Origin of the sequence: Sutcliffiella halmapala (genome assembly GCF_002019665.1) — a bacterium.
Taxonomy (GTDB): domain Bacteria; phylum Bacillota; class Bacilli; order Bacillales; family Bacillaceae_I; genus Sutcliffiella_A; species Sutcliffiella_A halmapala.
Map to the genome: position 1 here is coordinate 3,525,689 of NZ_KV917375.1, position 25,016 is coordinate 3,550,704.

At 37.1% G+C, this 25,016-nt stretch carries 24 protein-coding genes; 11 read left to right on the forward strand and 13 right to left on the reverse strand.

The annotated features are described in order from the left end of the window. Positions 1-109: 109 nt before the first annotated feature. The 6 genes from BK580_RS17415 to BK580_RS17440 all read right to left on the reverse strand — a co-directional run bounded on the left by BK580_RS17415 (position 110) and on the right by BK580_RS17440 (position 5,689). Positions 110-298, reverse strand: a complete 189-nt coding sequence (locus BK580_RS17415) for a hypothetical protein (protein ID WP_078381573.1) — start codon at positions 296-298, stop codon at positions 110-112. A gap of 62 nt (positions 299-360) precedes the next feature. After that, positions 361-780 carry a hypothetical protein gene (locus BK580_RS17420; RefSeq protein WP_139364924.1) on the reverse strand — a complete coding sequence of 140 codons (420 nt, stop codon included), beginning with the start codon at positions 778-780 and terminating at the stop codon, positions 361-363. Between the two features lie 268 nt (positions 781-1,048). Then, the gene (locus BK580_RS17425) at positions 1,049-2,551 is read right to left on the reverse strand and encodes a coproporphyrinogen III oxidase (protein ID WP_078381575.1); all 1,503 of its coding nucleotides are present in this window, start codon (positions 2,549-2,551) and stop codon (positions 1,049-1,051) included. A 408-nt stretch (positions 2,552-2,959) separates the two neighbouring features. Continuing rightward, on the reverse strand, positions 2,960-3,820 hold the full coding sequence (locus tag BK580_RS17430) for a Cof-type HAD-IIB family hydrolase (protein ID WP_078381576.1): 861 nt from the start codon (positions 3,818-3,820) through the stop codon (positions 2,960-2,962). Between the two features lie 282 nt (positions 3,821-4,102). Next, positions 4,103-4,459, reverse strand: a complete 357-nt coding sequence (locus BK580_RS17435; protein WP_078382815.1) for a YlbF/YmcA family competence regulator — start codon at positions 4,457-4,459, stop codon at positions 4,103-4,105. A gap of 96 nt (positions 4,460-4,555) precedes the next feature. Continuing rightward, a complete protein-coding gene (locus BK580_RS17440; RefSeq protein WP_078381577.1) occupies positions 4,556-5,689 on the reverse strand; it encodes a DUF445 domain-containing protein in 1,134 nt (377 codons plus the stop codon). Positions 5,690-5,910: 221 nt separating this feature from the next. Between BK580_RS17440 and BK580_RS17445 the strand changes: the two genes are divergently transcribed. The 8 genes from BK580_RS17445 (at position 5,911) to BK580_RS17480 (ending at position 13,726) form a co-directional block, all read left to right on the forward strand. Continuing rightward, entirely contained in the window at positions 5,911-7,284 is a 1,374-nt protein-coding gene (locus BK580_RS17445) for a YheC/YheD family endospore coat-associated protein (protein WP_078381578.1), read from the forward strand. A gap of 1 nt (position 7,285) precedes the next feature. Further along, complete coding sequence (locus BK580_RS17450; RefSeq protein ID WP_078381579.1) at positions 7,286-8,359, forward strand: YheC/YheD family endospore coat-associated protein; 1,074 nt, start codon at positions 7,286-7,288, stop codon at positions 8,357-8,359. A gap of 1 nt (position 8,360) precedes the next feature. Further along, positions 8,361-9,719, forward strand: coding sequence for a YheC/YheD family endospore coat-associated protein (locus BK580_RS17455; protein WP_078381580.1), 1,359 nt, complete (start codon positions 8,361-8,363; stop codon positions 9,717-9,719). Continuing rightward, positions 9,716-10,912, forward strand: coding sequence for a YheC/YheD family endospore coat-associated protein (locus BK580_RS17460; RefSeq protein ID WP_078381581.1), 1,197 nt, complete (start codon positions 9,716-9,718; stop codon positions 10,910-10,912). Before BK580_RS17455 ends, BK580_RS17460 begins: the two co-directional genes overlap by 4 nt. A gap of 46 nt (positions 10,913-10,958) precedes the next feature. After that, a complete protein-coding gene (locus tag BK580_RS17465; RefSeq protein ID WP_078381582.1) occupies positions 10,959-11,171 on the forward strand; it encodes a YheE family protein in 213 nt (70 codons plus the stop codon). Positions 11,172-11,237: 66 nt separating this feature from the next. Further along, positions 11,238-11,426, forward strand: coding sequence for a hypothetical protein (locus BK580_RS17470; protein ID WP_078381583.1), 189 nt, complete (start codon positions 11,238-11,240; stop codon positions 11,424-11,426). Positions 11,427-11,537: 111 nt separating this feature from the next. After that, on the forward strand, positions 11,538-12,449 hold the full coding sequence (locus BK580_RS17475; RefSeq protein ID WP_078381584.1) for a PucR family transcriptional regulator: 912 nt from the start codon (positions 11,538-11,540) through the stop codon (positions 12,447-12,449). Between the two features lie 173 nt (positions 12,450-12,622). Continuing rightward, a complete protein-coding gene (locus tag BK580_RS17480; RefSeq protein ID WP_078381585.1) occupies positions 12,623-13,726 on the forward strand; it encodes an ABC transporter ATP-binding protein in 1,104 nt (367 codons plus the stop codon). Between the two features lie 353 nt (positions 13,727-14,079). On the opposite strand, the gene BK580_RS17485 is transcribed toward BK580_RS17480, so the two are convergent. Next, the gene (locus BK580_RS17485) at positions 14,080-14,322 is read right to left on the reverse strand and encodes a hypothetical protein (protein ID WP_078381586.1); all 243 of its coding nucleotides are present in this window, start codon (positions 14,320-14,322) and stop codon (positions 14,080-14,082) included. 278 nt (positions 14,323-14,600) lie between these two features. On the opposite strand from BK580_RS17485, the gene BK580_RS17490 reads away from it, so the two are divergent. Continuing rightward, positions 14,601-14,804 carry an alpha/beta-type small acid-soluble spore protein gene (locus BK580_RS17490; protein WP_078381587.1) on the forward strand — a complete coding sequence of 68 codons (204 nt, stop codon included), beginning with the start codon at positions 14,601-14,603 and terminating at the stop codon, positions 14,802-14,804. 139 nt (positions 14,805-14,943) lie between these two features. On the opposite strand, the gene BK580_RS17495 is transcribed toward BK580_RS17490, so the two are convergent. The 6 genes from BK580_RS17495 to BK580_RS17520 form a co-directional block, all read right to left on the reverse strand. Further along, positions 14,944-15,687, reverse strand: a complete 744-nt coding sequence (locus BK580_RS17495) for an amino acid ABC transporter ATP-binding protein (protein ID WP_078381588.1) — start codon at positions 15,685-15,687, stop codon at positions 14,944-14,946. 17 nt (positions 15,688-15,704) lie between these two features. Then, positions 15,705-16,406, reverse strand: coding sequence for an amino acid ABC transporter permease (locus tag BK580_RS17500; RefSeq protein WP_078381589.1), 702 nt, complete (start codon positions 16,404-16,406; stop codon positions 15,705-15,707). Then, on the reverse strand, positions 16,393-17,217 hold the full coding sequence (locus BK580_RS17505; RefSeq protein WP_078381590.1) for an amino acid ABC transporter substrate-binding protein: 825 nt from the start codon (positions 17,215-17,217) through the stop codon (positions 16,393-16,395). The genes BK580_RS17500 and BK580_RS17505 overlap by 14 nt, the downstream gene beginning before the upstream one ends. Positions 17,218-17,566: 349 nt before the next feature. After that, positions 17,567-18,181 carry a TetR/AcrR family transcriptional regulator gene (locus BK580_RS17510; protein WP_078381591.1) on the reverse strand — a complete coding sequence of 205 codons (615 nt, stop codon included), beginning with the start codon at positions 18,179-18,181 and terminating at the stop codon, positions 17,567-17,569. A gap of 361 nt (positions 18,182-18,542) precedes the next feature. After that, the gene (locus BK580_RS17515) at positions 18,543-20,573 is read right to left on the reverse strand and encodes an ABC transporter ATP-binding protein (RefSeq protein WP_078381592.1); all 2,031 of its coding nucleotides are present in this window, start codon (positions 20,571-20,573) and stop codon (positions 18,543-18,545) included. Beyond that, complete coding sequence (locus BK580_RS17520; RefSeq protein ID WP_078381593.1) at positions 20,570-22,327, reverse strand: ABC transporter ATP-binding protein; 1,758 nt, start codon at positions 22,325-22,327, stop codon at positions 20,570-20,572. The genes BK580_RS17515 and BK580_RS17520 overlap by 4 nt, the downstream gene beginning before the upstream one ends. Before the next feature lie 761 nt (positions 22,328-23,088). Here BK580_RS17520 and BK580_RS17525 point away from each other — a divergent pair. Next, positions 23,089-23,289, forward strand: a complete 201-nt coding sequence (locus tag BK580_RS17525; RefSeq protein WP_078381594.1) for a cold-shock protein — start codon at positions 23,089-23,091, stop codon at positions 23,287-23,289. A gap of 218 nt (positions 23,290-23,507) precedes the next feature. Next, positions 23,508-24,743, forward strand: a complete 1,236-nt coding sequence (gene hmpA, locus BK580_RS17530) for an NO-inducible flavohemoprotein (RefSeq protein ID WP_078381595.1) — start codon at positions 23,508-23,510, stop codon at positions 24,741-24,743. Positions 24,744-25,016: the final 273 nt, after the last annotated feature.

Here is a 25,016-nt window from a genome sequence, read left to right on the forward strand (position 1 = left end):
TACTCCTGTTTTTTCAGAAAAAATATGGGAACCTCTGATTTTCAGAAGTTCCCTTTCGGCAGTATTTTATGAGCGTTCCAGTTAGTCGAACTAAAAATAGCTAATTAGCTCATCCTTTCTTTTTTAAGATAAATAACTCTCTAATAAATGCACCTAAAGGTATTGAGAAGGCTATAACTGCAATTAAAGATATATTTTTAACAAAGGAAAATGGATTAAAAATAACTTGTAAGCTATGAAAAATAATTAAAATACCAAACAATATGCTGAACATAATTAACTGCTTTTTTTCTTTCACCTTTTACTCTCCCCTCATTAAACTAAATTTCCCATTGTAGATGAGAAAACGCCCGTGGATACTTAGTGCTCTTCCTCTAATAAACTATTAAGTTCCTCCTTAAGTTCCTGAGCATTCAATATTTTATATGTTCTACGCTTACTTTCAGGCCCTCCAGGCTCATACCAAATATTAAATTCACCTAATAATATAAACTTATGGGAGCTTTGATTATGGTCTAAACTAATTTGAGTATGAATCTTATCCGTATGATACGGAAAGTAACTTTTAAATGTTCTTTTGGATTTGTACTTACTTAATATGTTAATTAATTTCTTTTCATCAACTGAAACTTCGATCCCATTATTCTCTACCCAATATATATGAATATTTTCCGTCTCACTAATTATGTTCTTGGGGCTAAAAATATGTATCAACATAAATAAAACTAAAGCTGTGATGATCGTTGTTAGAATGATACTCAGCCATCTTTTTTTGTTCAAACTCATTCTCCTTCCTCTAGTGGTCATTCCTACAACAAGCACACAAAAATAGTATTAGATCGCTTTCTGATTTACACAATAAGGCTATGAATCTACTTCCACTATACAATTTAACAACCATTATTTTTTACAATAACATAAAAACACCAATTTATATGACATATTAATTGCATAATGACAAATAAAAATGACCAAACAGCTAGGTTCCTATCCATAAAAATAGCCGGTCAAATTCATCTACGAATTAGACCGGCTATTCAACCAGTAGTTACTTCTCCACTACCTCACCAAAAAACAATTCATCCAGAATCCGTATCTTTTCCTCTGTATAATGCAAAAATCCGTCATTATAAGACTTTGGATCCTTTGGGTTAGCAAACCTTGTAATCTTTCCAGTCGATGGATGCACAAATTTACTAGATGCCCCACAACCAAGACCGATAATCGTTTGCTTTTCTTCCATAATCATGATGTTATAAATGCTATCTTGACCTGGAAGGGAATAGCCAACATTTTCAAGATTTCCAAGGATATTTTTTTGACGATAGAGGTAGTATGGTACATAATCATGCTCTCTCGTCCACTCTGTTGCCATATCCATCATTTTGCTAATCTCGTTGCGATCCGCTACTTTATATTTCCGCTTATTTTGAGTCATCTCAGATGCACGTTTAAAGGAAAGTGTATGAACTGTCAATGATTCTGGCATAAGCTTTTCGGTTTCCTTTAGGGTATGGTCAAACTCCTCCACACCTTCTCCAGGCAACCCGATGATTAAATCCATGTTAATATTGTTCATGCCGAATTCACGTGCAAGATGAAACTTATCAATCGTCTCCTCTACAGTGTGATGGCGTCCAATTGCCTTCAATGTCTCTTGCGTATAAGACTGAGGGTTAATGCTAATTCGGTCGATATTCCATTTTTTCAAAACTTCCAATTTCTCAGGAGTAATCGTATCAGGACGGCCCGCTTCCACTGTTACTTCACGAACTTGATCCATGTCCGGAAATGCTTGATACATTTCTTCATACAACATGTCCATTTCTTGTGCCGTAATACTTGTTGGAGTTCCTCCGCCATAATAAACCGTTGTAATTTTTATACCTTTTTCTTTTAACCATGTCCCGATCTCTTTTATTTCATGATGAAGTCCGCCTAAGAAGGAGTCGACCTTTCCTTGCTTGCCATTAATTGCATAGGCTGGGAATGTACAGTAAGCACATTTTGTCGGACAAAAAGGTATCCCAATATAAATGCTCACTTCCTTACCAAGCTCGTAAAGGTCAGGAACAACAGAAAGCTGACGTTCGACGATTTCTTGCATAAGTGCTATTTTTTCATCCGTAATTAAATAATCCTCTCGAAGTTGCTGATGAACCTTCTCTTTTGCCTCGCCATTGTGAAGCTTCGAATGAAGTAGCTTTGTCGGTCGTATTCCCGTCAATATGCCCCACTTTTGAATGATTCCGGTATATTCCTGAAGTAGCGTTAAATAAACATAAGAAACGGCTTGCTTCTTACGTTTAAAACGCTCTTTTTCGATGGAATGCGCCAAGTCTTTTTCGTGACTAGCTGTGTAGTTATTCAGCTCTCCCTTCACAATAAAAGACTCTGCCTCTTCCATTATCGTAAATGTTACTACTAAATCAGCTTCATTCAATTTATTTTCCGTAAATGATACTTCTGTTTCTTCAAAAAACAAATCCGAAATTAATGATAACGGACGCTCATATCTATCATCAGTCAATCCTTGTATAACAATTTTCAACAAAATCACCTTTCAATCCTCGCATTTTCACTTTCTCTAGTGTAACGGAACAAAGAAGCCTTTATCAAGCATGACTAAAAAGAAAGTGAAAGCCCACCTTTGCTTCCGCCTCAAGAACAAAATCGCGAACGCGAGTTTACCTTAATAGATCACGCTCTGATTATGCCCTCTTTTTCGCGTTTTTCGGGTTTGAGGGGTCGATCACGTTTCGATCGTTCCCTCTTTTCCGTATTTTTCGGGCTAGAGGGCACGATCACGCTTTAATAGTTCGCTCTTAATATAACTATTGAACTACACTAACCTTGAATTAACCTTGTAATGTAAATTCTTCCACTAATCGGACATTCCTATAATTTCCTATACAATATAAAAAGAAAAGCCCACTAATGAGCTTTCCTCCCAATTCCATTAAATTTTCAATCTATTTAAAAATGCTGCCCTTTGCTGTTTCCGGAAATGCTCTTTAATCATATAGGCGACACCGGACTCGTCATTCGTACGCGTAATCCAATTCGCCACTAGCTTTACTTCTTTTGGCGCATTGCCCATCGCTACACCTAATCCAGCAATCTCAATTAATGGCAAGTCTTCTAGACTATCTCCAATTACGACCATTTCCTCTGGACGAATTTTCAACACATCTCCTAGGGTTAGCAAGCCATCTAGTTTTGTTCCCCCATCTGGTAAAATATCCACTTTTCCGTCTGCGTGTACCTGTACTTCAATATCTTTAAATGCAGATTTCAAGGTCGATAGCACTCTTTCCCGTTCCTCTGGCTCTGTAAAATAAACCTCCATTTTAGGAGGAGCAATTGGGTTATCAATGAGCGTATCTCCTAATGATTCTACAAATTGCATCGGATAGATTAAAGGATCGCTCGAACCTAAAACTGCTCTCGCCATTAAGTTGTTGGCTCCTCTAAGTCGATTTCCAATCGAATAACGCTCATGCAATATTCTAACAGTACAATCATAGTTTTCTAACACCTGCACTAGATTAAATGTTTTGTCTTCTGATATGCGCTTCACATGGAGAGGCTGATCTAGTTTAGAGGCAATAAATGCTCCCCCATGAGTGATTAAAAAGGTGTCTAACTTTAAAGATTTAGCTACCTTCTTAGCAAAGGCAAAATTCCTGCCTGTCACTAACGTTACATAGACCCCTTTGTTCTTTACATACTCGATGGCTTCCTTTGTTTCTTTTGCTAATCTTCCATTCGATTTCAGCAAGGTTCCATCAATATTGATAGCTAATAAGCGGTATATCATGGAGAGGCCTCCTTATCTAAGATGTTTGTACTTACTGATATGAGTATGAATGACTACGTGAAAATAGAACAAAGAAGCCCTCGAAGGATTTGAAAATAGTACGTCTCATTTGAACGGAAGGAAACATTTAAAAAAGGCAAGAAATTAGGAAAAATGTCTAATAGAAGCTGCTATATAATCTAAAGTATGTGGTTTTTCCGTTGAAAGTCTTATTCTGTCTGACACCCTTCCTATTCAAGAGAAAAGAAGCGCACCGCAGTACGCTTCTTTCCTTTCCCATAATTAGTTAGGGTCTACATCGCTATACAATTCTTCCAAAGGCTTCATAATGATTTTGTTTAGCTCACTCACCGTCATGCTCATGCGTTGCTCTGCTTCCATTAGCTTTGCAATGCTTTCGTTTTGTTGTACGAGTGCTACTGTTTTTTGAGCTTGATCTATTTCCTCTTGCGTGATCTCTTGACCGCTCATTTGCTTTTGTTGTAATTCTAATTGAATGTTACGGAAGTTTTCAAACATCCCTTTTGTCGACTCATCTGCAAAAACCTCTTTATATAAATGTTGAAGATTTTTGAATTCATCACTTTCTCTTATCACTTTTTCTAGCGCATATGCTGCATCATAAATATTATTTGACAAAACAATCATTCCTTCCATTTTCGCCCAACTTTAGAGGCATGCTAGTGACCAGTATAACAAACCTCTCATAGTCATTCAAACAATTCACTGTCTGACCTAAATGAAAAGGACAAAAATCCCTTGTAAAAGACCAATCATACCTCCTAGTAACGCACCAAGATAGGTAATCATTTTCAACTCTTTTCTGCTAACGGAAAGAACCATTTCTTCTAATTGTTGTAATGAAAAAGTTTCTACTTGTTCACGAATAACGTCTTCAAGCTGTAATTTCTCGAGTAACTCCTCTAACTTTTCCATAATTAATTGGCTTCCCATAGCTAAAAGGGATGGTACGAACTTTTCCATCAGCCATGGATAAGCCGGTTGTACCACGTCCGACATGCTTTTGGTCATCCATCCAGGTATATTTAACGTCCGATCAAATGCTGAATGGATGCTAGAAAGAATGGTTTCTTTCGTTATTTTCTCTTCGACTTCTCCAATATCCATCGCTTTTACTTTTTCCCATTCACTATAAAAGACCTGTAATAGAACATCTTTTGTGCCATCATGCTTTAAAAATTTTATGATTTCGGGCTGTAACTTATCAGCAATACTATAATTCCCCATAAACATTTGAACCATATTTCCGAGCATACCCCGGGTAGCGATAAAGTCCTGGAACATCTTTGTTACCTGGCTTTTTCCTTCTGGACTCTCGAAATAATCGATACCTTTTTTCAATATATATTCTGCAGCCATTGGAATATTGCTTTGTACAGAATGAATAAGACTTGCTGGCAATACTTGCTGCAACGGCTTTGAGCGCATTCCCATCAACACTTCTTCATATTTGGATTCCACTATTTTCTCCATATTTCCCTTTAGCAAATTTTCCGCATCTTCTATACGGCATTTTGCTAATAACTCACTTACTGTCATCCCACTATCTAAAAATCTTTGAAGCTCCACCTTGACCCATTGTTCCATTTTTTCCTGAAACGAACTATTCTCTAGCTTACGTTTCATACTTTCACCGGTTAACAAATGCTCCATCACTATTTTTCCAAGCTGCTCTGCAAGCTCCTCTCTTCTCTTTGGAAGCAATCCGGGTGTGAATGGAACTCTTTTACCAAAAACGTATAACGGTTTATACGGTCGAAAAAGCATACGTATTGCCAATGAATTAGTTAGACCACCGATTAAAGCACCTACGATAACCATTGTTGAAATTACAAAAATCATTTTCATTTATATACAACCTTTCTCTTACACATAATTCAGCCATTTTCATACAATAAAGGGAAACTTCCAAGTGTGTGACTACATTCTTCACACCAAGTTAGTTGAACCACTCGAGGTGTTAGCTACTGTTACATTTCAATTGGAAATAGGACACTAACACCCGAAAAAACAAACATTATATATAGCTTCTACCTGCCCTTACCACAGGTAGTAAATGAGGGAAAACCATGAACTTTCAAGTAGTAAGAGTAATTCCTTTTGAAAGTACCTATACAGTACCAATTATACAAATAAGTGAAGCTTTAGCAAAAAAATTGAAGCTTCCCCCTACTATTTCATTACTTGAATTGCAATGTAGCCGGAATACAATATCTGCTCCTGTCGTATGTATCAAGGGAGAGGATTATACAATGAGACTCGACCCTACTATTCTACACACTTTATTGCTTTTTGAGGAAGAAAAAAAATACCTAATCACCTACGACTCAAAACGAATGAGGCTGCTCATCGGCCCAGTCATTGGGCTTTTAACAGAAATTACAAGCAAGGAAGAGAATATCGACCTTAAATCGATTCAAGCATACAGTATCGAGCTTGCCAATTATTCCGAAGAGATAGGTGCTATTTTTTATGTTTTTTCTGTTCCTGAAAACTGGAGCAAACCTCAGATAGAAGGCTATTTTTTTGAAAATAATGTCTGGAACAAAGCGATTCTTCCTTTTCCACAAGTCATTCATAATCGCCTTCATAAACGTACGAATGAGAAGCGCCAATTGTTTCAGCAATTTTCTAAACAATTACAGGATTGGAATATTCCTTATTTTAACGACCATTTCCTTGATAAATGGACGGTATACGATCAACTTAAAGAAGCTGAGCACCTTCAGCCCTATTTACCGGAAACCATTTTATATTCAAAGGATGTTTTAAAAGATTGGCTTGATAAGTATCCAAGTCTTTTTCTAAAACCTATTAATGGCAGTCAGGGGAAACAAATATTTAAGGTTTGTAAATTAGGTGAGGGATTTTCATTAAGCTATTCTTCCATTCAACAAGAAGTATCTACAACTTACAGTACTTTCACAGAATTGTACAAGCGACTTTCCTCACATATCAAGAAAAAGCGCTATATCCTGCAGCAAGGACTCGAATTATTCGATTTAGAGGGCCGACCTGTAGATTTTCGCTATCTTTGTCATCGAGGCGAAAATAATCGATGGCGTGTCACCTCCTCTACTGCAAGGGCGTCTAAATCAGGACATTTTGTTTCAAACATTGCCCAAGGTGGCGAAATGCTCTCGGTTTCAAAAGTATTACGTACTAAACTCGAAAAAGAAGAACTTGCACATCTACGGCAACATTTAAAGGAGCTTGCATTAGAAGTAGCAAATGAAGTGGGAATGGCTTCAGAAGGAATCTTCGGTGAACTTGGAATTGATTTGGCCATCGATCAATCTGGTCGCCCATGGATTATAGAAGTAAATACGAAGCCCTCTAAAAACTTGGATAGCATGTCCCGCTCCTCTAGTATTCGACCATCAGCTAAAGCTATTATTCTCTACTGTTTATACCTTATCAATGAAAATGTGAAGGAGGCTTAATATGATTGCCCTAGGTGTACTTTCTTTCACGAAACCAACGACATATATGACTAAATTGGCACAACATGCGTCGAACAGTTCGGTATCTCTATATTATTTATCACCCGAGCAAATAAGCGGAGAGGATACTATTAGTGGAATGCGTTTTTGTCCAGCAAAACAGGAATGGGAAAATGCCATGTTTTCCATTCCTCCTTTTATTTATGATCGCTGTTACTATGTATCGAAAAAAGCACAATCTAACTTAAACAAGGTAGAAAAGTTAAAACAACGAAGCGATGTACAATTTTTAGGGTATGGACTCCCCAATAAATGGATTGTCTATCAAGCATTATCCAGTAGTCCGACACTCCAATCCTTTTTTCCTTATACGCAAAAGCTTTCTTCAACAGCCGATTTCTTAGCCCATCTGGCGAACCACTCTATTTGGTTGCTTAAGCCTATTCATGGATCGCAAGGGAGGGGACTTATAAAAATCGAAAAAAGAAACGGACTCTACATGATTAAGGAAGTAAAACAACCAGGGGAACAGCTCTTCACCTTTACGACAACCTCCCATTTTCTTCAATGGTTACATACTAGAATGAAGACCACAACATTCATTTTCCAACCCTTTTTACCGCTTCAAAATAAAGAAGGGTACCCTTTTGATCTCCGATTACTAATACAAAAGGACGAAAACGGGAATTGGAAGGAACGAGTTAGAGTACTTCGAACTGGCATTAAGCATCATATTACTTCAAATTTAGCTGGAGGAGGAAAAATGATTCCTTTTTCCTCCTTACTTCAAAGTCTCCCTCTAACGTATAAGAGAAAAATAGAAGAAGATATTCAAACAGTTATTGATACTCTTCCTCTTGAATTAGAAAGAGCATTTCAACCTTTATTCGAATTAGGAATCGATCTTGGTTGGGATGCCAAGCAGAATTTATGGATTTTAGATATTAATTCAAAGCCAGGTCATAAGATAGTATCAATGGCCTCGAAGTTTGTGCAAAAAGAGATATATGAAGCACCAAGCAAATATAGTCATTACTTAGCTACTTCATTAGGAAACAAAATGGGAGTTGAATAATATGAAAGCACTCTTATCTGTAAAATGTAAAACAGAATGGAAGGATTATAAGGTATCACTTCCAGAAACACTTAAAGATTGGAATGTTTCATCGATTGCTTTTGGTACGCTACAATTTCCATGTCAGCCTAGTTATCATTCGGGAAGAAATTTATTTCTCTCTCAAAAACTATTTGACGATTTAAAGATTCCCTATGAAGGAAATATACATCTTTTTATTCATGAAGAAGTGCTCCACCTAGGTCCACTAATCGGGATCTTTACTGCAGGATTTACAAATTCCATTCTGCGCCCAATTGGAGAACGCACCTTGTTTTTTTCAAAGCTATTGTCAACTGAGAAAAAAGTCGGTGCCTACGTCTTTCTATTCGGGGCAAACCATATTAATTGGGATGAAGGGACAATGGAAGGCTATATGTTCACTGATCAAGGATGGTGCAAAAAGATCGTCCCTTTTCCACATGTTGTATACGACAGACTGCCCAACCGTCGAACCGAAAAGCATAAACTCTTAACGGAAACGAGAGAAAAAATGCAAAAGGATTACTCGATTCCTTGGTTCAATCCCGGATTCTTCAATAAATGGGATATTCATCAAAAGTTGATGATTGAAGAAAGCATTGTCCCCTACTTACCAGAGACAGATAATAAAATTACGATTGAAAGGTTGGAGAAATTTTTAACTAAATACTCCTTTATCTACTTAAAGCCAACCAATGGTAGCTTAGGGCTAGGTTTGTACAAAATAATCTATAATCGTGAGGAAGATCTTTATTACGTTCGGTTTAAAAATGCAGAATTCCAAAATAAATTACAACGATTTACATCCCTAGAAACCCTACTCGGCTCTATAATGAAAAACAAAGACTTATCAAGCTACCTTTTGCAGCAAGGAATTCCATTAATGAAAATGGAAGATTCCTATGTTGATTTTCGTGTGCATACAAACAAAGACGACAGTGGAAAATGGATTGTTAGTGCGCTAGCAGCCAAGCTGAGTGGAAAAGGGAGCGTAACGACCCATCTCAATAGTGGCGGCCAAGTAAAGACCATCCCCGAGCTTTTTCCAGAAGAAGAGGAACAAATAGAAGTGATTCAGAAATTAACACAAGCCTCCTTATTAATAAGTGAAGCCATAGATACACATCTACCTGGCTTTATCGGGGAAATAGGCTTTGATTTTGGAATGGATAAGGAGAAAAAAGTATGGTTTTTCGAAGCCAATTCCAAGCCAGGCAGATCGATATTCTATCACCCAAAACTAAGAAACGAAGACATGCTTACTCGAAAGCTTTCCATTGAATATGCCGTCTATTTAACCGAAAAAACAATCCATTATCCAGATGGTATCTTCTCATGAAACAGCTTTATTACGACTTAAATAAACAATCCTGGTACCATAATTCGCCTAACGTTGAAGAGAATGTTTCTCTAGGCAAATATTATTCTGTACCATACAAAGATACTCACCCTACAGATTATCAACCATTTTCATTTCTTTTTGATGACAATAAAGCAGGGCCTCTTATTGGCATTTTAGCAAGCCCTAAGCAAGAAGGCTTTATCGGAAATATCGGGTTGTTTAAAAGAATTCAACGATCTTTACATCAGACTGGAGGGATTTCCGTCGTCTTCACTCCAGATAAGCTTACCGAAAATGGAATCAATGGCTATTGCTATCTTCCTACTCATAATCATTGGATAAAAATGAACGCTCCTCTTCCAGATCTCATTTATAATCGATTGTATAGCTACGAGGATGAAGAGAAACATTTAGAACATGTCCAAAACCTTGCAGATTTATATCATATTCCATTATTCAACCCACAATTTTTTGACAAATGGGAGCTTTATTTACAATTAAAAAGCCATGAAGAACTAGCTGCCCACCTCCCTCATACAGCATTATTGACCGAAGAGGCATTAGAAGAATTTCTTTTTAACTATCCAGCAGTCTATGTGAAAAAGAGAAAAAGTACAAAAGGGAATGGTGTTTCACTAATTGTAAGAAACGGCTATACTTTTTTATTAAAGACGACTTCTACGAAAACCATTTTGTTCCCTACTATAAAAAAGCTTGCCCAATATTTTAACAAAGAAGGAACGCTGCCCTCCTATATTGTACAGGAGGCGATTCCCACGATCCCTTTTGATGGAAAGAAATTTGATTACAGAATCCTTGCTCACTTAAAACAGAAGCATTTTGTGGTGACAGGGATTGGAGTCAGAGTTGCCCATACACAACAGGTGACTACTCATGTTCCAGCAGGTGGAGTCATCGCAAACGTGGATGACTTACCTCACTCCATTGATCTAACTAAGATTGAACGCCTCATAAAACAGTGTGGAAAGCAGCTTCTTACCTTCTATGATGCGCTTGGTGAATTCTCTGCTGACCTTGGGGTAACACAAGATGGCAACTATTACTTATTCGAATTAAACGCAAAGCCGATGGATTTTGATGAGCCCACAATAAAAAAGGCTTCCATTGATAGGCTAACTAACCTTTTCTATGAACAAACGATGAATCAAATAAAGGATTTCACCCATTAATGTCGAAACTATTATTACCTTAGAAATAACGTTCAGGAGGAACAGCATGATTTCACATTTCCAACTAAAGCCACTATATAAAAATAACCAACTCCCAGGCTGGCACCTTTCCTTCTTTTACAAAGGGCAAAATTTAAAGGCTATTTATCACAAAGATGGGAGAATTGAATGGGACCCTTCCTTTTCCTATTCTGATGAAGATAAACAAAAAATTGAAATCCAAATACATGAGCTTATGCTTTTTCATGTGTATGAATAACATAAAAGTGTATATGTATCGTTTCCCCTACTCCTACACATACTAAGAGTATAGGAGGGAGCTATAATGCCACATAAAAAGAAAAGCAAAAAACCATCAGAACCAAGCTATGAAGGGCGCGAAGATTACTTCATGGATGTAGATCGTATGATTAATGAAGGTATGGCAGGCGGAAACGTTTACGAACGCGACGACTATACCAATATTGAAGAAGCGCGAGACCTTATAAAAGAAGATCCACCAAATGAATCATAACCCCACTCTTCCTTATCTAGGAGGAGTTTTTTAGTTTTGTGACATACACTTCTTTTTAAACTCCCCTCTCCCTTTGGTATAATAGGTAGAACAAAAGAAAGAAGGGTATCTATGTATAATCAATTAAAAAGAATTTATAAAGACTCGCTTCTTCAAGCAAGCATTCCACATAGCTTTGATCGCTACGAATGGTTCCTCTCCCCTTCTAACGATTATTTCGGAATAGAAAAAAACAGGTTAGAAGAGAAAGAAACCTTGTTGTTAGAAACATTCTTACAAAAGGTAACAGAAAACCAATTCTCACTGACTACTACAGAAAAATGGTGGCATTCTCTTTTATTTCAATACGAACATAGAGTAGACTCATCGCCCTACTCAGTTAATGAATACTGTCGCTTTATTCACTTTCAATTCTCTGAGCCTTTTTTACATAAAGAAGAGTGGAAAGAAGCACTAACTGCTTTTTTCAATTCGAAAATAGAACTCATTTGGGAGACCGCGACATCAGGTGTTTTAATAGAAGTTTTTTCAAACTCTCCTAAACCTGATGAAACCATTTCGTTTTCCGACATAGTTGATACGACAGCAAGTGATTTTTATACAAATGTAAAGCTTTATCTCGGTGCAATAACCACGATTAACAAAAAGACTAAAGAACTTTATCTATGGGAAAAACAGTGCTTCACACTTTCGCTTAAAGCTAGAAAAAAGAATGCGATCCACACCTTTGAACAAGCAATTCCCTATTTAATTACAGGACAATTAGACAATGATTTAATTGCACAGATTAAAATGCTTTTTGGACCTGTGTTTGAAGACGAACAGGAATTACTTCAAAGTATAAAGATTTATATCGAAAACAATCTCAATGTTTCCTTAACTGCAAAAAAACTATTCATGCATCGGAATAGTCTTCAATATCGGATTGATAAATTCTCAGAACGAACTGGGATAGACATTAGAAACTTTCAAGGAGCATTGGCTACTTATCTCGCCATTATCATATTAGAGACAGAAAGATAAATCTTCCTTAGTTGCCATTTTAAATAGGGAATGTGAGTGATTGATCTGGGTCAGGGTAACGTTGCACAAAAGCGTTACCTTTTTTTGTGCAACTTGTACATTTACGAAATGTATCCGTTTTCGGTAGACTTATAACAAGAAAAGAAAACGATTTCATAGGGGGACATTAAATCATGGCTGAATTAAAATTAGATCATATTTACAAGGTATATGAAGGCGATGTAACAGCAGTAAAGGACTTCAACCTACACATTAAAGATAAAGAGTTTATCGTATTCGTAGGTCCATCTGGTTGTGGTAAATCTACAACTTTACGTATGATTGCAGGTCTTGAGGAAATTTCCAAAGGGGATTTCGAAATTGACGGAAAAAGAATGAATGACGTAGCACCAAAAGACCGCGACATCGCGATGGTATTCCAAAACTATGCGTTATATCCACATATGAATGTATATGATAACATGGCTTTCGGATTAAAGCTTCGTAAGTTCCCAAAAGAAGAAATCGATCGTCGTGTAAAAGAAGCAGCTGCAATCTTAGGATTAGAGCAATACTTAGATCGTAAACCAAAAGCTCTATCTGGTGGTCAACGTCAGCGTGTAGCTTTAGGACGTGCTATCGTTCGTGATGCAAAAGTATTCTTAATGGATGAGCCTTTATCTAACCTTGATGCTAAGCTACGTGTAGCGATGCGTGCGGAAATTTCTAAGCTTCACCAACGTTTACAAACAACAACTATCTATGTAACGCATGACCAAACAGAAGCAATGACAATGGCTACACGTCTTGTAGTAATGAAAGATGGGATCATTCAACAACTTGGTTCTCCAAAGGAAGTATACGAAAATCCAGAAAACGTATTCGTTGGCGGATTTATCGGATCTCCAGCAATGAACTTCTTTACTGGTAAATTAGAAGATGGCTCATTCTTACTAGGCGAGCAAAAAATCTCTGTTCCAGAAGGAAAAATGAAAGTATTACGTGACCAAGGTTATGTTGGAAAAGAAATCATCCTTGGAATTCGTCCAGAAGATATCCATGATGAGCCTGTATTCATCGAAGCTGCTGTTGGCTCTACTATTAGCGCAGTGATTGAAGTTGCCGAATTACTTGGTGCTGAATCCATGTTATACTCTCAAATTCACGGCCAAGACTTCGTAGCACGTGTTGACTCACGTTCTGATGTGAAACCACAACAAACACTTCAGCTTGCATTTGATATGAATAAATGTCACTTCTTTGACGCTGAAACAGAATCTCGTATTCGTACAAAATAATAAATGACCCAACCCCTAACCAGGCTACTTCTCCTCTGAAATAGCCTGGTTTTTCATTCTCCAACTCTGCTAAACCCCCACTGCTCATTGAAGTACAAGGCGTGAGACTCCTGCTTAGAATGCTAGTCGAAAAAAAATACCCATGCATAGATAATGAAAAAGTGGACCGCCAAGTATCCCCCGCCTCCCCTGTAGATCGGAGTGCAAGGTGTGAGACTCCTGCGGGAGGAAGGGACAAGGGAGACCCCGCAGGCCGCTAGGCCGAGGAGGCTCCCGGACCGCCCGCGGAAAGCGAACACCTAGCACGGAGATCTACAGGGTGTTTAATGTGCTACTCTTATTTTCAGAGTAGCCTATTCTTTCACAGCAATCATTTGCTCACTATCACACGTTGGACAACTTATGACATGCATACAAATATTATCATCCAAACTACTCACATTTCCATCTACCATCTTCAACAACTCAATCTCCATATACGCACTATAATCATCTAAGAAATCTGTAACCTTACCAGCATCAACAAGAAGATCCCCACAAGAAGAACAACTTTGTTCATATTTCTCAAATCCATTACATAACGGACACATCCCCATACCTGTTCCTCCATTTTTCAACTTTTCATGTTTCCCTTATCTTTACTCAAAAAAATTCAATTATGCTTTGGAGCAGGAGAAGCTTAATAAAGTTATTAAATCCAACTACCAAAAATTACCTGATGAAAATACGAATAAGGATTTTAAGAAATTCCTATAATACAAGTAACCTCTTATTCACAAATGGACCAAGCCGAGAGGGTAACAGTAAACAACTGTTGAACTGGTGCAAACCCAGTTGGTCCAGCCAAAACTATATTTCGAGGAGATGAATCAACATGGCAAACCAATCAAGAAATTCGTCTAATCAATTAGTAGCACCTGGAGCACAACAAGCACTCGATCAAATGAAGTATGAAATCGCTTCTGAGTTCGGAGTAAATCTTGGTGCTGACACAACATCTCGCGCTAACGGATCTGTTGGTGGAGAAATCACAAAACGTCTAGTTCAAATGGCTGAACAGCAATTAGGCGGAAGATAAGCTTTTAGCTTTTATGTAACAGCATAATTTTATATGTATGGCTCAAGGCACCTCATTTTATTGGGGTGTCTTCCTAGTTTTCCATATATAAATAGAAAAAACCCAGAAACCTTTGCTTCTGGGCATCTTTACTCTTCTATTAAACTCCACTGCTAATCAACTGTAAAAATTGCTTTGTCCGTTCTGCTTTTGGTGCTTCAAAAATTTCTTGCGGTGTTCCTTGTTCAACAATTACGCCATTATCCATAAAAATTACTTTATCGGCTACTTCGCGAGCAAATTTCATCTCATGTGTGACAACGACCATTGTCATTCCTTCTTGGGCTAACTCTTTCATTACTTTTAACACTTCTCCAACTAGCTCTGGATCAAGGGCTGAGGTTGGTTCATCAAAGAGCATAACCTTTGGCTCCATTGCCAATGCTCTGGCAATTCCTACCCGTTGCTGCTGTCCACCTGAAAGCTGAAACGGATAGAAATCGGTCTTATCTGCTAAGCCAACCTTCGCAAGTAAACGCTTCGCGCGTTCTTCCACTTGGGCTTTCGGTTCTCTTTTAACCGTAATCGGCCCTTCCATGACATTTTGGAGGGCGGTCATATGTGGAAAAAGATTATAGCTTTGAAACACCATCCCCGTTAACCTGCGAAAGCTTGCAATCTTACTTGAAGCTACTTTGGAAGTGAAATCTAAAGCTTGACTATCTATATTCACTTTTCCGGAAGTAGGGGTTTCTAAAATATTTAAACAGCGTAATAAGGTGGTTTTTCCCGATCCAGAAGGGCCAATGACAACCACAACCTTCCCCTGTTCAATATTTAAGTCGATGCCTTTTAGCACTTCTAACTCCCCGAACTGTTTATATAAGCTCTCTACTGCTATCATTATCCATGAGCTCCTTTTTATTTTGCAATATAGCGATCTAAGCGACGTTCCAATTGACCTTGAACTAAGGACAATCCAAAACAAATTACCCAATATAACATGGCTGCTTGAATATATAATAACAAGAATTCATAATTGGTAGCTGCTATTTCTTGTGCTTTTCGAAACATTTCCGCTACAAGGATAAGTGATGCGAGTGATGTATCCTTAACTAAACTGATAAATGAATTAGACAAAGGCGGAATGGAAACTCTTGATGCCTGTGGTAAAATAATTCGTTTAATCGCTTGGGGATATGTCATACCCATGGAATAAGCAGCCTCCCATTGTCCCTTTGGAATCGAGAGAATAGCGGCACGGATTATTTCCGAGGAATACGCACCCATGTTTAATGAAAATCCGATGACTGCTGCTGGAAATGGATCAATGGTGATTCCAGCCGATGGTAATCCATAAAAAATAATGAATAACTGCACTAATAATGGTGTTCCTCTAATTATAGATACATAAATCCGTGCGATTATTTGTAACGGCTTAATACCTGAAATCCGTGCCAAAGCAGTTAAAACCGCAATAACTAAGCCTATGCTAAATGAAATCAACGTAAGTGGAATGGTATTATAGAGAGCTCCCTTCATCAGTGGAAGAAGGGAACTCTGAGCAATCGTTATTAATCTTTCTAGACGTTCAGGATCTGCAAATATACTAGTTAAGTACATCTTCACCAAACCATTTCTCTGCAATCTCTGCGTATGTGCCGTCTTCGATAATTTCAGCAAGTGCTGCATTTACTGCTTCTACAAGCTCTTCATTACCTTTTCTAAACATAAATCCACTCTGTGCTGCATTTTCGTGCTCTTCGACAATTTTAATCGCTGCATTTGGACGGTTCTTTTGGAAGTCTAGAACCGATAATTTATCATTAATCGTTACATCTACACGTTTTGAATTTAAAAGTTCAATTGCTTGGTTAAACCCATCAACACCTTCAATAACTGCACCATACTCACGTGCTAAATCTGCATAGTTACTTGTCAAGGATTGTGCTGATTTTTTACCTTCAATATCTGCAAAACCATTTATTTCTTCATTATCTTTATGCGCTACTACTACCGCAGCTGATGTGATATAGTGCTCAGAGAAATCATATTTTTCTAGGCGGTCTTCTCTAATACCAACTTGATTGGCAATCATATCAAAACGCTTTGCATCTAACCCTGCAAACATTGCGTCCCATTGTGTTTCCATGAATTTTGCTTCCACACCTAAACGTTCTGCAACAGCTTCTGCAACTTCTACATCAAAGCCTGTTAATTTTCCTGAATCGTCATGAAAAGTGAATGGAGGGTATGTACCTTCCGTACCAATTAATAATGTGCCTTCCTCTTCCACTTTCGATAATAGGTTGTCCGTTTCTTCGGATGGCGTTGTATCCCCGCCAGTTGTTCCGTTATTGTTATTAGTACCACAAGCCGCTAATACAACGACAAACGTTAATAATAGAGTAAATATAGTAAGTAATTTCTTCATTACATTAAACCCCCAGTATTCTTATCAGAATTGTTTTTTGCAACATATTGTATATTATATAAAGAATTGAATCTTGTCAAAGACTTTGTTTCATTATTTATCTTTTCCTAATCATGTTATAAAAATGAATAAAAAAGAGAGCCCTTTTAGTTGCTTTTAAAGCTTTGTATTATTCCTATACCCAAGTTTTCCATTAAATAACTAGTTCAGCGGGATAGCTTCCATAAAGAAAACGCAGGGGCTTCGAAACACCCTGCGTTTTAAGGAATATATAAGTTAATTTCTAAAAAAACAAGCTAAGTTTAGATTTTATCCTTGTTGTATTCTTCTACCACTACCATTCAAGCCTTCATTCTTTATAAAGACCTTTTTTTAACATGTTAATTTCTAACGTATAGTTTTTTAAGGATTCATCAAATGGTATTTCCTTTGCAAAAACTTGTATAAGATTTTGCAATGTTACTGCCATAATGATTTTTATGAGATGAAACACTTCCTGTTCATCCGCTATGTTCAATTTTTCAAAATTAATTAAACGAATGACTTCCAAAAAGTGATGATTAAACCTTTCTTCACTAACAATCTGAGATAATGTATTTTCCACCTTATAATTCATATTCAAAAAAGCATTTCTGAAAAAATTGCGATTTTCTTTGTTTTGGAACTTCTTAATCATAAGTTGAAAAAATTCAATAAACGTATTGAATAATTCACCATCTTGTTCTTTTAAAATTGAAATAAATAGCTCGTTGTCCTGTGTTGAATATTCCTTCAATAAGTAGAAATACACATCTTCTTTATCTTGAAAATATTGATAAAAACTTCCTCTAGGAATTCCAGCTTCTTTTATAATATTGGAAATTGATGCTTCAAACAGTGGAACTCTTGAAAATTCTTTCTTTGCTGCATGTATTAACTTGTCTTTTTTATCTATTGGCAAATTAAAAAAGGTTTGTTTAGGCACTTTTTACACTCCCATCTAAACTTTGAAATTACTTTATTTATTTATAACATTTAATGAATCACCTAATAAACCACTAAATAAATCAAGTAAAACTGACTTCATGAGTCCAAAACACCTCAAGATGACACGATGTCATATAAAATGAATAAACCAATGATAAATGACAAAATGTACTATGTCAATATAACACATGACATTTTGTCACACCATTCTAAAAACCAAATGAAACTAGCAGATCACTTAAATTTTAAATTGCCATAGAAAAAAGACGAATCCCAATACGAATTCGTCTTACCATTGACTTGCTATTTATTCTATATCTGAATCGAATTGCTTAGAAAAATCCATTTCTTGTAATGAATTACCCCGCAAGCCCTTTACTGCCTTGCTGAAGCTCATACATTTGATAATATCTACCTTTTAATTTCATCAATTCTGCATGGTTGCCTCGTTCCACAATTTCGCCACGATCTAATACTAAAATTTGATCGGCATTTTTAATAGTAGAAAGACGGTGTGCAATGATAAAAGTGGTTCTTCCTTTTTTTAATACCTCTAATGCTTTTTGGATGACAGCCTCTGTTTCTGTATCGATGCTGGCTGTTGCTTCATCTAAAATTAGAATAGCTGGATCAAATGCTAAAGCTCTAGCAAAAGAAATGAGCTGTCTTTGACCAGAAGAAAGAGTGCTTCCCTTTTCAATTACAGGCTCCTCTAACCCTTTTGGTAAAGCCGATATGAAATCCATAGCCCCTACATCCTCTAACGCTTTTTTCACTTTATCCATCGCGATAGATGGGTCCTCTAAGCTAACGTTGGAAGCGATCGTACCGGAAAATAAGAATGGATCCTGTAATACTATTCCCATGTGCTGTCTAATTGCTTGTTTCGATAATTGTTGAATATCCTCTCCATCAATAAGAATCTTCCCTTTTTCGATGTCATAAAAACGAAACAAAAGATTCATGATAGAGCTCTTACCAGACCCTGTGTGTCCAACTAGTGCGACTGTTTCACCTTTTTTGGCATCAAACGATATATCTTTCAGGACATATTCGTCTTCCTTATATCCGAAAGATACCGATTCAAACGAAACATTCCCTTCATAGCGAGGATACTTTTCATCTGCCACCTTAACACCAGCTTCATCCATCAGCTCAAATACTCGAACAGCTGATACTCTAGCCTGCTCTAAATTGGCCAACTGATTAACCATTCCAGTAATTGGACCGAACATTCTACCTAAATAATCAACAAAAGCATATAAGACCCCTAATGAAATCATCGAACCGATACCTAGCGATGCTCCACCGAAATACCAAATAACTACAACAAAAGCAATATTCCGTAGTACACCAACTAAATTATGTGAAGTTAGTGCATTTAGGCTAAGCAATTTGTTTTGATAAGAAAAATGCTCCTCATTCCATGTTTCAAACTCTTGTTTCGCTTTCTTTTGACGACGAAAAGCTTGAATAATTGTCATCCCTTGGATAGACTCGTTTATGTTTCCATTAATGTCGCTTAATAAAGCTCTAATTTTATGGTTATAAACAGAAGCATATCTACGATAAAGAATAAACCAAACGATCAGAATTGGAATCAGTAATAAACAAATTGCAGCTAACTTTGCATCTAATAGAAATAATGCAATATAAATACCTGTGATATAGATAAGTCCGGAAAAGAATGTTGCAAGTACGGTAACATATAGTTCTTTAATTGTTTCCGTATCATTGGTTATCCTTGAGACTACTTTTCCAGCTGGAAGGTGGTCAAAATATTGAATCGGCAATTGCTGTATTTGACCAAAGACATCTTCTCTCATCTTTTGGATAATGCGATTCGCTGAAGTTTGTAGATAGTAGCTTTGACCGTATTGAAAAAAGGACGCTACTACTAGTAAACCAAAGTACAAAGCAACTAAATAGATGATGTACTTTACCTCTGGTTGATAAAAGGTGATCAACTCACTATTTGTTAGTAACTCCGCTTCATAGCTAGCTTGTTGCTCACCACGTGTAATGACAAGTTCGCCATTCGACACTTTACGTTCACCATCGAAGGAGATATCAGAAGGGACAAAATAATATTCCCTACCAACTTGCAGGATTCTAGCTGTTTCTTCCTCCTCTAATTGGATGTTTTCAGCGCGATCCTCTCGAATATAATAGGTACCTTGATACAATACTCGATCTTTGCCAGCTTCTTCACTAGCAATCCATGTTTTTTCTATTCCTAATATATGGTTATCAATCATTCGCTTTGCAATAAATGGACCTGTTAGCTCTGCTGCAACTGCGATTGAAAGCATAATTAATGCAATAATGATTGTTTTCCTTTGAGTTAGTGCGTAGTTAAATAAACGCTTTCCAGCTTTTACTTTTTTCATGTTAATACCTCGCCTCCTTTTGGCGATTGAACTTGCTGTCTTTCAAATTGCTCTTTGTACCATCCATTAGCTTTCATTAGTTGGTCGTGCAAACCAGACTCGACAATTTCACCATTTTCCATCACGATAATCCAGTCTGCATGCTGTACAGCAGATAAGCGATGTGTCGTAATAATAGTTGTCTTCCCCTTGCGTTCATTACGAATATTTTCAATAATCTTCGCTTCTGTTTTAGCATCGACAGCCGATAAGGAATCATCTAATATCAAGATTTCAGGATTAGCAATAAACGCCCTCGCAATGGAAATTCTCTGTTTTTGCCCACCAGATAGTGATACTCCTTTTTCTCCTACTAGTGTTTGAAGACCTTCTGGAAGTAATTCTAAATCCTTTTTAAAGGCGGAAGAATCAATAGCTTTCGCGATATCCTCATCAGTTGCATCCTGCTTCCCGAAGAGAATATTTTCTTTCACCGTTCTTGAAAATAGCACATGGTCCTGTGGGACATAGCCGATCCAGCTTTGTATATCCTCTAACCGGATTCGCTCCATTGGTTCCCCATCAATAGAAATAGTGCCCGTACCAAGAGGATACTCTCTAAGTAACTGTTTAATAATCGTTGTTTTTCCACTACCTGTCTTCCCAACGATGCCTAAAGTTTGCCCCTTCTTCAAATGAAAGGTAACATTTTTTAGATTATCAACTGCTGAGGAAGGATAACGGAAGGTTACCCGATCAAACTCAATTGTTTGTGGATCTTGAATGGATACAGGTGAGTGGTGATCAGAAACATCTGCTTGATAGGCTAACGTTTCATTTACACGATCCAAGGAAGCATTTCCTCGTTGCATCACATTGATAAGCTCCCCAATTGCAAACATCGGCCAGATAAGCATTCCGAGATATACGTTAAAAGAAACGAGTTCGCCAAGGGTTATTTCTTTATGAAACACTAAATATGCTCCATATCCTAATCCAATTAAATAACTTGCTCCGACTAGTAATTTAATCGTCGGTTCAAACAATGAATCTATAATAGCTACCTTTACATTCTTTTTGTATACATCATCTGTCATGGTATGAAATCTAGCTTGATCAGCTTTTTCCTGCACATAAGCACGAATCACCCTTACTCCGGCAATGGATTCTAAAACACGATCATTCATATCGCCAAAGGAATCCTGCGCTTCGGTAAAACGTTGATGTATCTTTTTCCCATAAATATTCATCGCCAGCGCCATAATTGGCAATGGTAAAATCGCGGCTAGCGTTAATTTCCAACTAATTAAAAATCCCATTGTCCCAAGAATCACTAGCATAAATACCGTGGAGTCAATAAGCGTTAATACACCAAATCCGGCCGTTGTCGAGATTGCCTTCAAATCATTGGTGGCACGCGCCATTAAATCTCCTGTTCGATTCTTTTCATAAAATGTAGGTGTCATCTTCAACAAATGCCCCATTAGTTTAGATCGTAAGGAACGTTCTACTAAAAAGGAACTGCCGAATAACTGATACATCCATACATATGTGATTCCATAGATAACGAATGCAAGAACAAATAAAAACACCACATATTGAGTAAGTCTTTCTCCTGTAAACGCTCCAACTTGAATATCATCAATGGCCATCCCAATCATTCTTGGCGGAATAATCTCTAAAAACCCCGCAAAAATTAGCAGCGCAATAGCGATAACATATCTTTTCCAATGTTCTTTAAAAAACCAAGTCAATTTTCCTAAAACTGATAGCATCTATACCAACCCCTTTTTATTCTGTAATTTATTGAGGAACTACCCTCCATCTGAAGCCTCTTTATACATGATCAAACGAACAACAACATTTTTCTGATTCATTTTCATTTCCTCCGTTTTAAGTATTTGGATTTTTACCTAAGATATCATGGAAGAATATAGAAACAAAAGAAGGCAAAAAAAAGGCATACCGAACGTTAGCCGGTATGCCTAGAATTTCAGAACATAAAAAAGCACACGTCACGCTCTCTAAGTGACCTGTGTTATACATTCCTATTGCCTTTATAATAATCAAAAGGAGGTACAGAATCGTTTTTTACATCTTACAAAACGAATTCTTTATTAGGACAGGTCACGAGATTTATTAAATTGAAAAAATCTACCACTACTACATCTTTAAATAACTTAATCATCTTCGAACCCTCCCTTTCCTTTAAAATAATAGTTTCATATAATTTCCACCATACTAACTTATCACTTTGGACAAGATATTGTCAATTACTAATTTTTATGAAAATTAAAGAAAAAACTCCTGCCGGTGCCAGGCACCAGCAGGAGTTTTTTTCTCCTTGTCGAAGGGTGCTGGGATTCCTAGAGGAATATCATCTACTCTTGCTATTTTGCCAGTTTACTGTTATTCTTAAGAGGAATTATTTTTGTTCGGTATGTAAGGATTCAAAGTTAAGATTTAACTTTCGCCTTGATATTGTTTGAGCAAGAATAGTAATACATTGTGCGTAAAGCACATAGGAGGTAACAACATGTTACAAGGTACAGTAAAATGGTTTAACGCAGAAAAAGGATTCGGATTCATCGAACGCCAAGACGGAGACGACGTATTCGTTCACTTCTCAGCTATCCAAGGCGAAGGTTTCAAATCTTTAGAAGAAGGTCAAAAAGTTACATTTGAAATCGTTCAAGGTAACCGTGGCGACCAAGCAGCTAACGTAAACAAAGCATAATTATTTCACCTTATAAAAGAGACTCCCAAATTGGGAGTCTCTTTATTTTTCCTACACTTCTCTTAATCTCCTCCTAATAATCTACCATGACCTGTTTTCACAAATCAGACAAAAGAATGTGACAGATTCGTTAAAGAAGTATTTTATATATTACTTTAAACCCCTAATCCATTACAATAAAGATGTATTTAAAATATATCTTTGAAGGGGATATTTTTATGTTAAGCCAAAAGACGATCAAAATAGTAAAGGCAACAGCGCCTGTTTTAGCCGAAAAAGGCCTAGAAATCACAACTCACTTTTATAAGAGATTGTTTGAAAACCACCCGGAACTTCTGAATATTTTTAATCATGCTAACCAAACAAAAGGCCGTCAACAAACAGCATTAGCAAATACTATTTATGCAGCTGCTACCTATATTGATCAGCTAGAAGTATTGCTACCCGCAGTAAAACAAATAGCACACAAACATAGGAGCTTACAAGTAAAACCTGAACATTATCCGATTGTTGGTCAGCACTTACTACTAGCAATAAAAGAAGTGTTAGGAGAAGCAGCAACAGAGGACATCATCGAGGCTTGGGGTGAGGCATATGGTGTTATTGCACAAGTATTCATCGATGTAGAAAAAGAAATGTACACAGAAGCAGAGAATTCCAATAATGCTTGGGAGAATTTTAAATCTTTTAAAGTCGTGAAAAAAGAAATCGAAAGCTCTGTTATCACTTCCTTTTATTTAAAACCAACAGACGGTACTAACGTGCCTGCTTTTACTCCAGGACAGTACATTACTATCCGATTATCCATACCTGGAGAACAATATTTATTAAATCGCCAATATAGTTTGTCAGATACACCTAATGGAGAATATTATCGTATTTCTGTAAAGAAAGAAGTTATTGATAATCTTCCAGAAGGAAAAGTATCCAACTACCTTCATAATCATCTAAATATCGGTGATGAACTAGAACTCACAGCACCTGCTGGGGATTTTACGCTACAAATGAAGGTGGCCGAACCAGTCTACTTAATTAGTGGTGGCGTTGGTATCACACCTATGCTAAGCATGTTGAAAACTATTGCAATCACACAACCAAATCGCTCAACGACCTTTATTCATGCTGCGAAAAATGGAATGATGCACGCATTTAGTAAAGAAGTCACTGAATCAATCGAAAAAATAAAGGACGGAAAAACCGTTTTAGTATATGAAACTCCAACTAATGAAGATCGTGCATCTAAAAAGTTTCAATTTGAAGGATTTATAACAGAGGAAATACTGAAAGGTCTACAAGTAGAAGCTAGTTCGTTATTTTATGTCTGTGGCCCAGTTCCTTTTATGCAAGCTGTAGTTTCCCACTTAGAAAATATAGGAGTACCTAAAGAAAAAATCCATTATGAATTTTTCGGACCTGCAATGGAGTTAAAGCAAAAAGAAACCGTAACTTTATAATTCTTTTAAGAGGCTGGGACAAAAGAGTTTTAGTCTAAGAAAAACCCGAACTAATTTGAGTTTTAAGATCAAATTAGTTCGGGTTTTTTATGTGTTCAACTATACGTTTAATTTTTAGGCTACTCCAGCGGTTGATTGGAGTGCAAGACGAAGACTCCTGCTTAGAGAAGTGGCCAATGTGAGACCCCGCAGGCGAAGCCGAGGAGGCTCACGGGTCACCCGCGGAAAGCGAAGTCTTGCACGGAAATCAATAGCGGTTTTTAGAGCCGGTAC

Excerpts from the sequence above, each read along its gene's own strand:
- BK580_RS17505 (WP_078381590.1), bottom strand. The coding sequence starts at position 17,217 with ATGAAGAAATTACTTACTATATTTACTCTATTATTAACGTTTGTCGTT.
- BK580_RS17515 (WP_078381592.1), bottom strand. The coding sequence starts at position 20,573 with ATGAAAAAAGTAAAAGCTGGAAAGCGTTTATTTAACTACGCACTAACT.
- BK580_RS17520 (WP_078381593.1), bottom strand. The coding sequence starts at position 22,327 with ATGCTATCAGTTTTAGGAAAATTGACTTGGTTTTTTAAAGAACATTGG.
- BK580_RS17475 (WP_078381584.1), top strand. The coding sequence starts at position 11,538 with ATGTATAATCAATTAAAAAGAATTTATAAAGACTCGCTTCTTCAAGCA.
- BK580_RS17490 (WP_078381587.1), top strand. The coding sequence starts at position 14,601 with ATGGCAAACCAATCAAGAAATTCGTCTAATCAATTAGTAGCACCTGGA.
- BK580_RS17500 (WP_078381589.1), bottom strand. The coding sequence starts at position 16,406 with ATGTACTTAACTAGTATATTTGCAGATCCTGAACGTCTAGAAAGATTA.
- BK580_RS17430 (WP_078381576.1), bottom strand. The coding sequence starts at position 3,820 with ATGATATACCGCTTATTAGCTATCAATATTGATGGAACCTTGCTGAAA.
- BK580_RS17470 (WP_078381583.1), top strand. The coding sequence starts at position 11,238 with ATGCCACATAAAAAGAAAAGCAAAAAACCATCAGAACCAAGCTATGAA.
- BK580_RS17455 (WP_078381580.1), top strand. The coding sequence starts at position 8,361 with ATGAAAGCACTCTTATCTGTAAAATGTAAAACAGAATGGAAGGATTAT.
- BK580_RS17525 (WP_078381594.1), top strand. The coding sequence starts at position 23,089 with ATGTTACAAGGTACAGTAAAATGGTTTAACGCAGAAAAAGGATTCGGA.
- BK580_RS17485 (WP_078381586.1), bottom strand. The coding sequence starts at position 14,322 with ATGGGGATGTGTCCGTTATGTAATGGATTTGAGAAATATGAACAAAGT.
- BK580_RS17460 (WP_078381581.1), top strand. The coding sequence starts at position 9,716 with ATGAAACAGCTTTATTACGACTTAAATAAACAATCCTGGTACCATAAT.
- BK580_RS17440 (WP_078381577.1), bottom strand. The coding sequence starts at position 5,689 with ATGAAAATGATTTTTGTAATTTCAACAATGGTTATCGTAGGTGCTTTA.
- BK580_RS17465 (WP_078381582.1), top strand. The coding sequence starts at position 10,959 with ATGATTTCACATTTCCAACTAAAGCCACTATATAAAAATAACCAACTC.
- hmpA (WP_078381595.1), top strand. The coding sequence starts at position 23,508 with ATGTTAAGCCAAAAGACGATCAAAATAGTAAAGGCAACAGCGCCTGTT.
- BK580_RS17445 (WP_078381578.1), top strand. The coding sequence starts at position 5,911 with ATGAACTTTCAAGTAGTAAGAGTAATTCCTTTTGAAAGTACCTATACA.
- BK580_RS17495 (WP_078381588.1), bottom strand. The coding sequence starts at position 15,687 with ATGATAGCAGTAGAGAGCTTATATAAACAGTTCGGGGAGTTAGAAGTG.
- BK580_RS17480 (WP_078381585.1), top strand. The coding sequence starts at position 12,623 with ATGGCTGAATTAAAATTAGATCATATTTACAAGGTATATGAAGGCGAT.
- BK580_RS17450 (WP_078381579.1), top strand. The coding sequence starts at position 7,286 with ATGATTGCCCTAGGTGTACTTTCTTTCACGAAACCAACGACATATATG.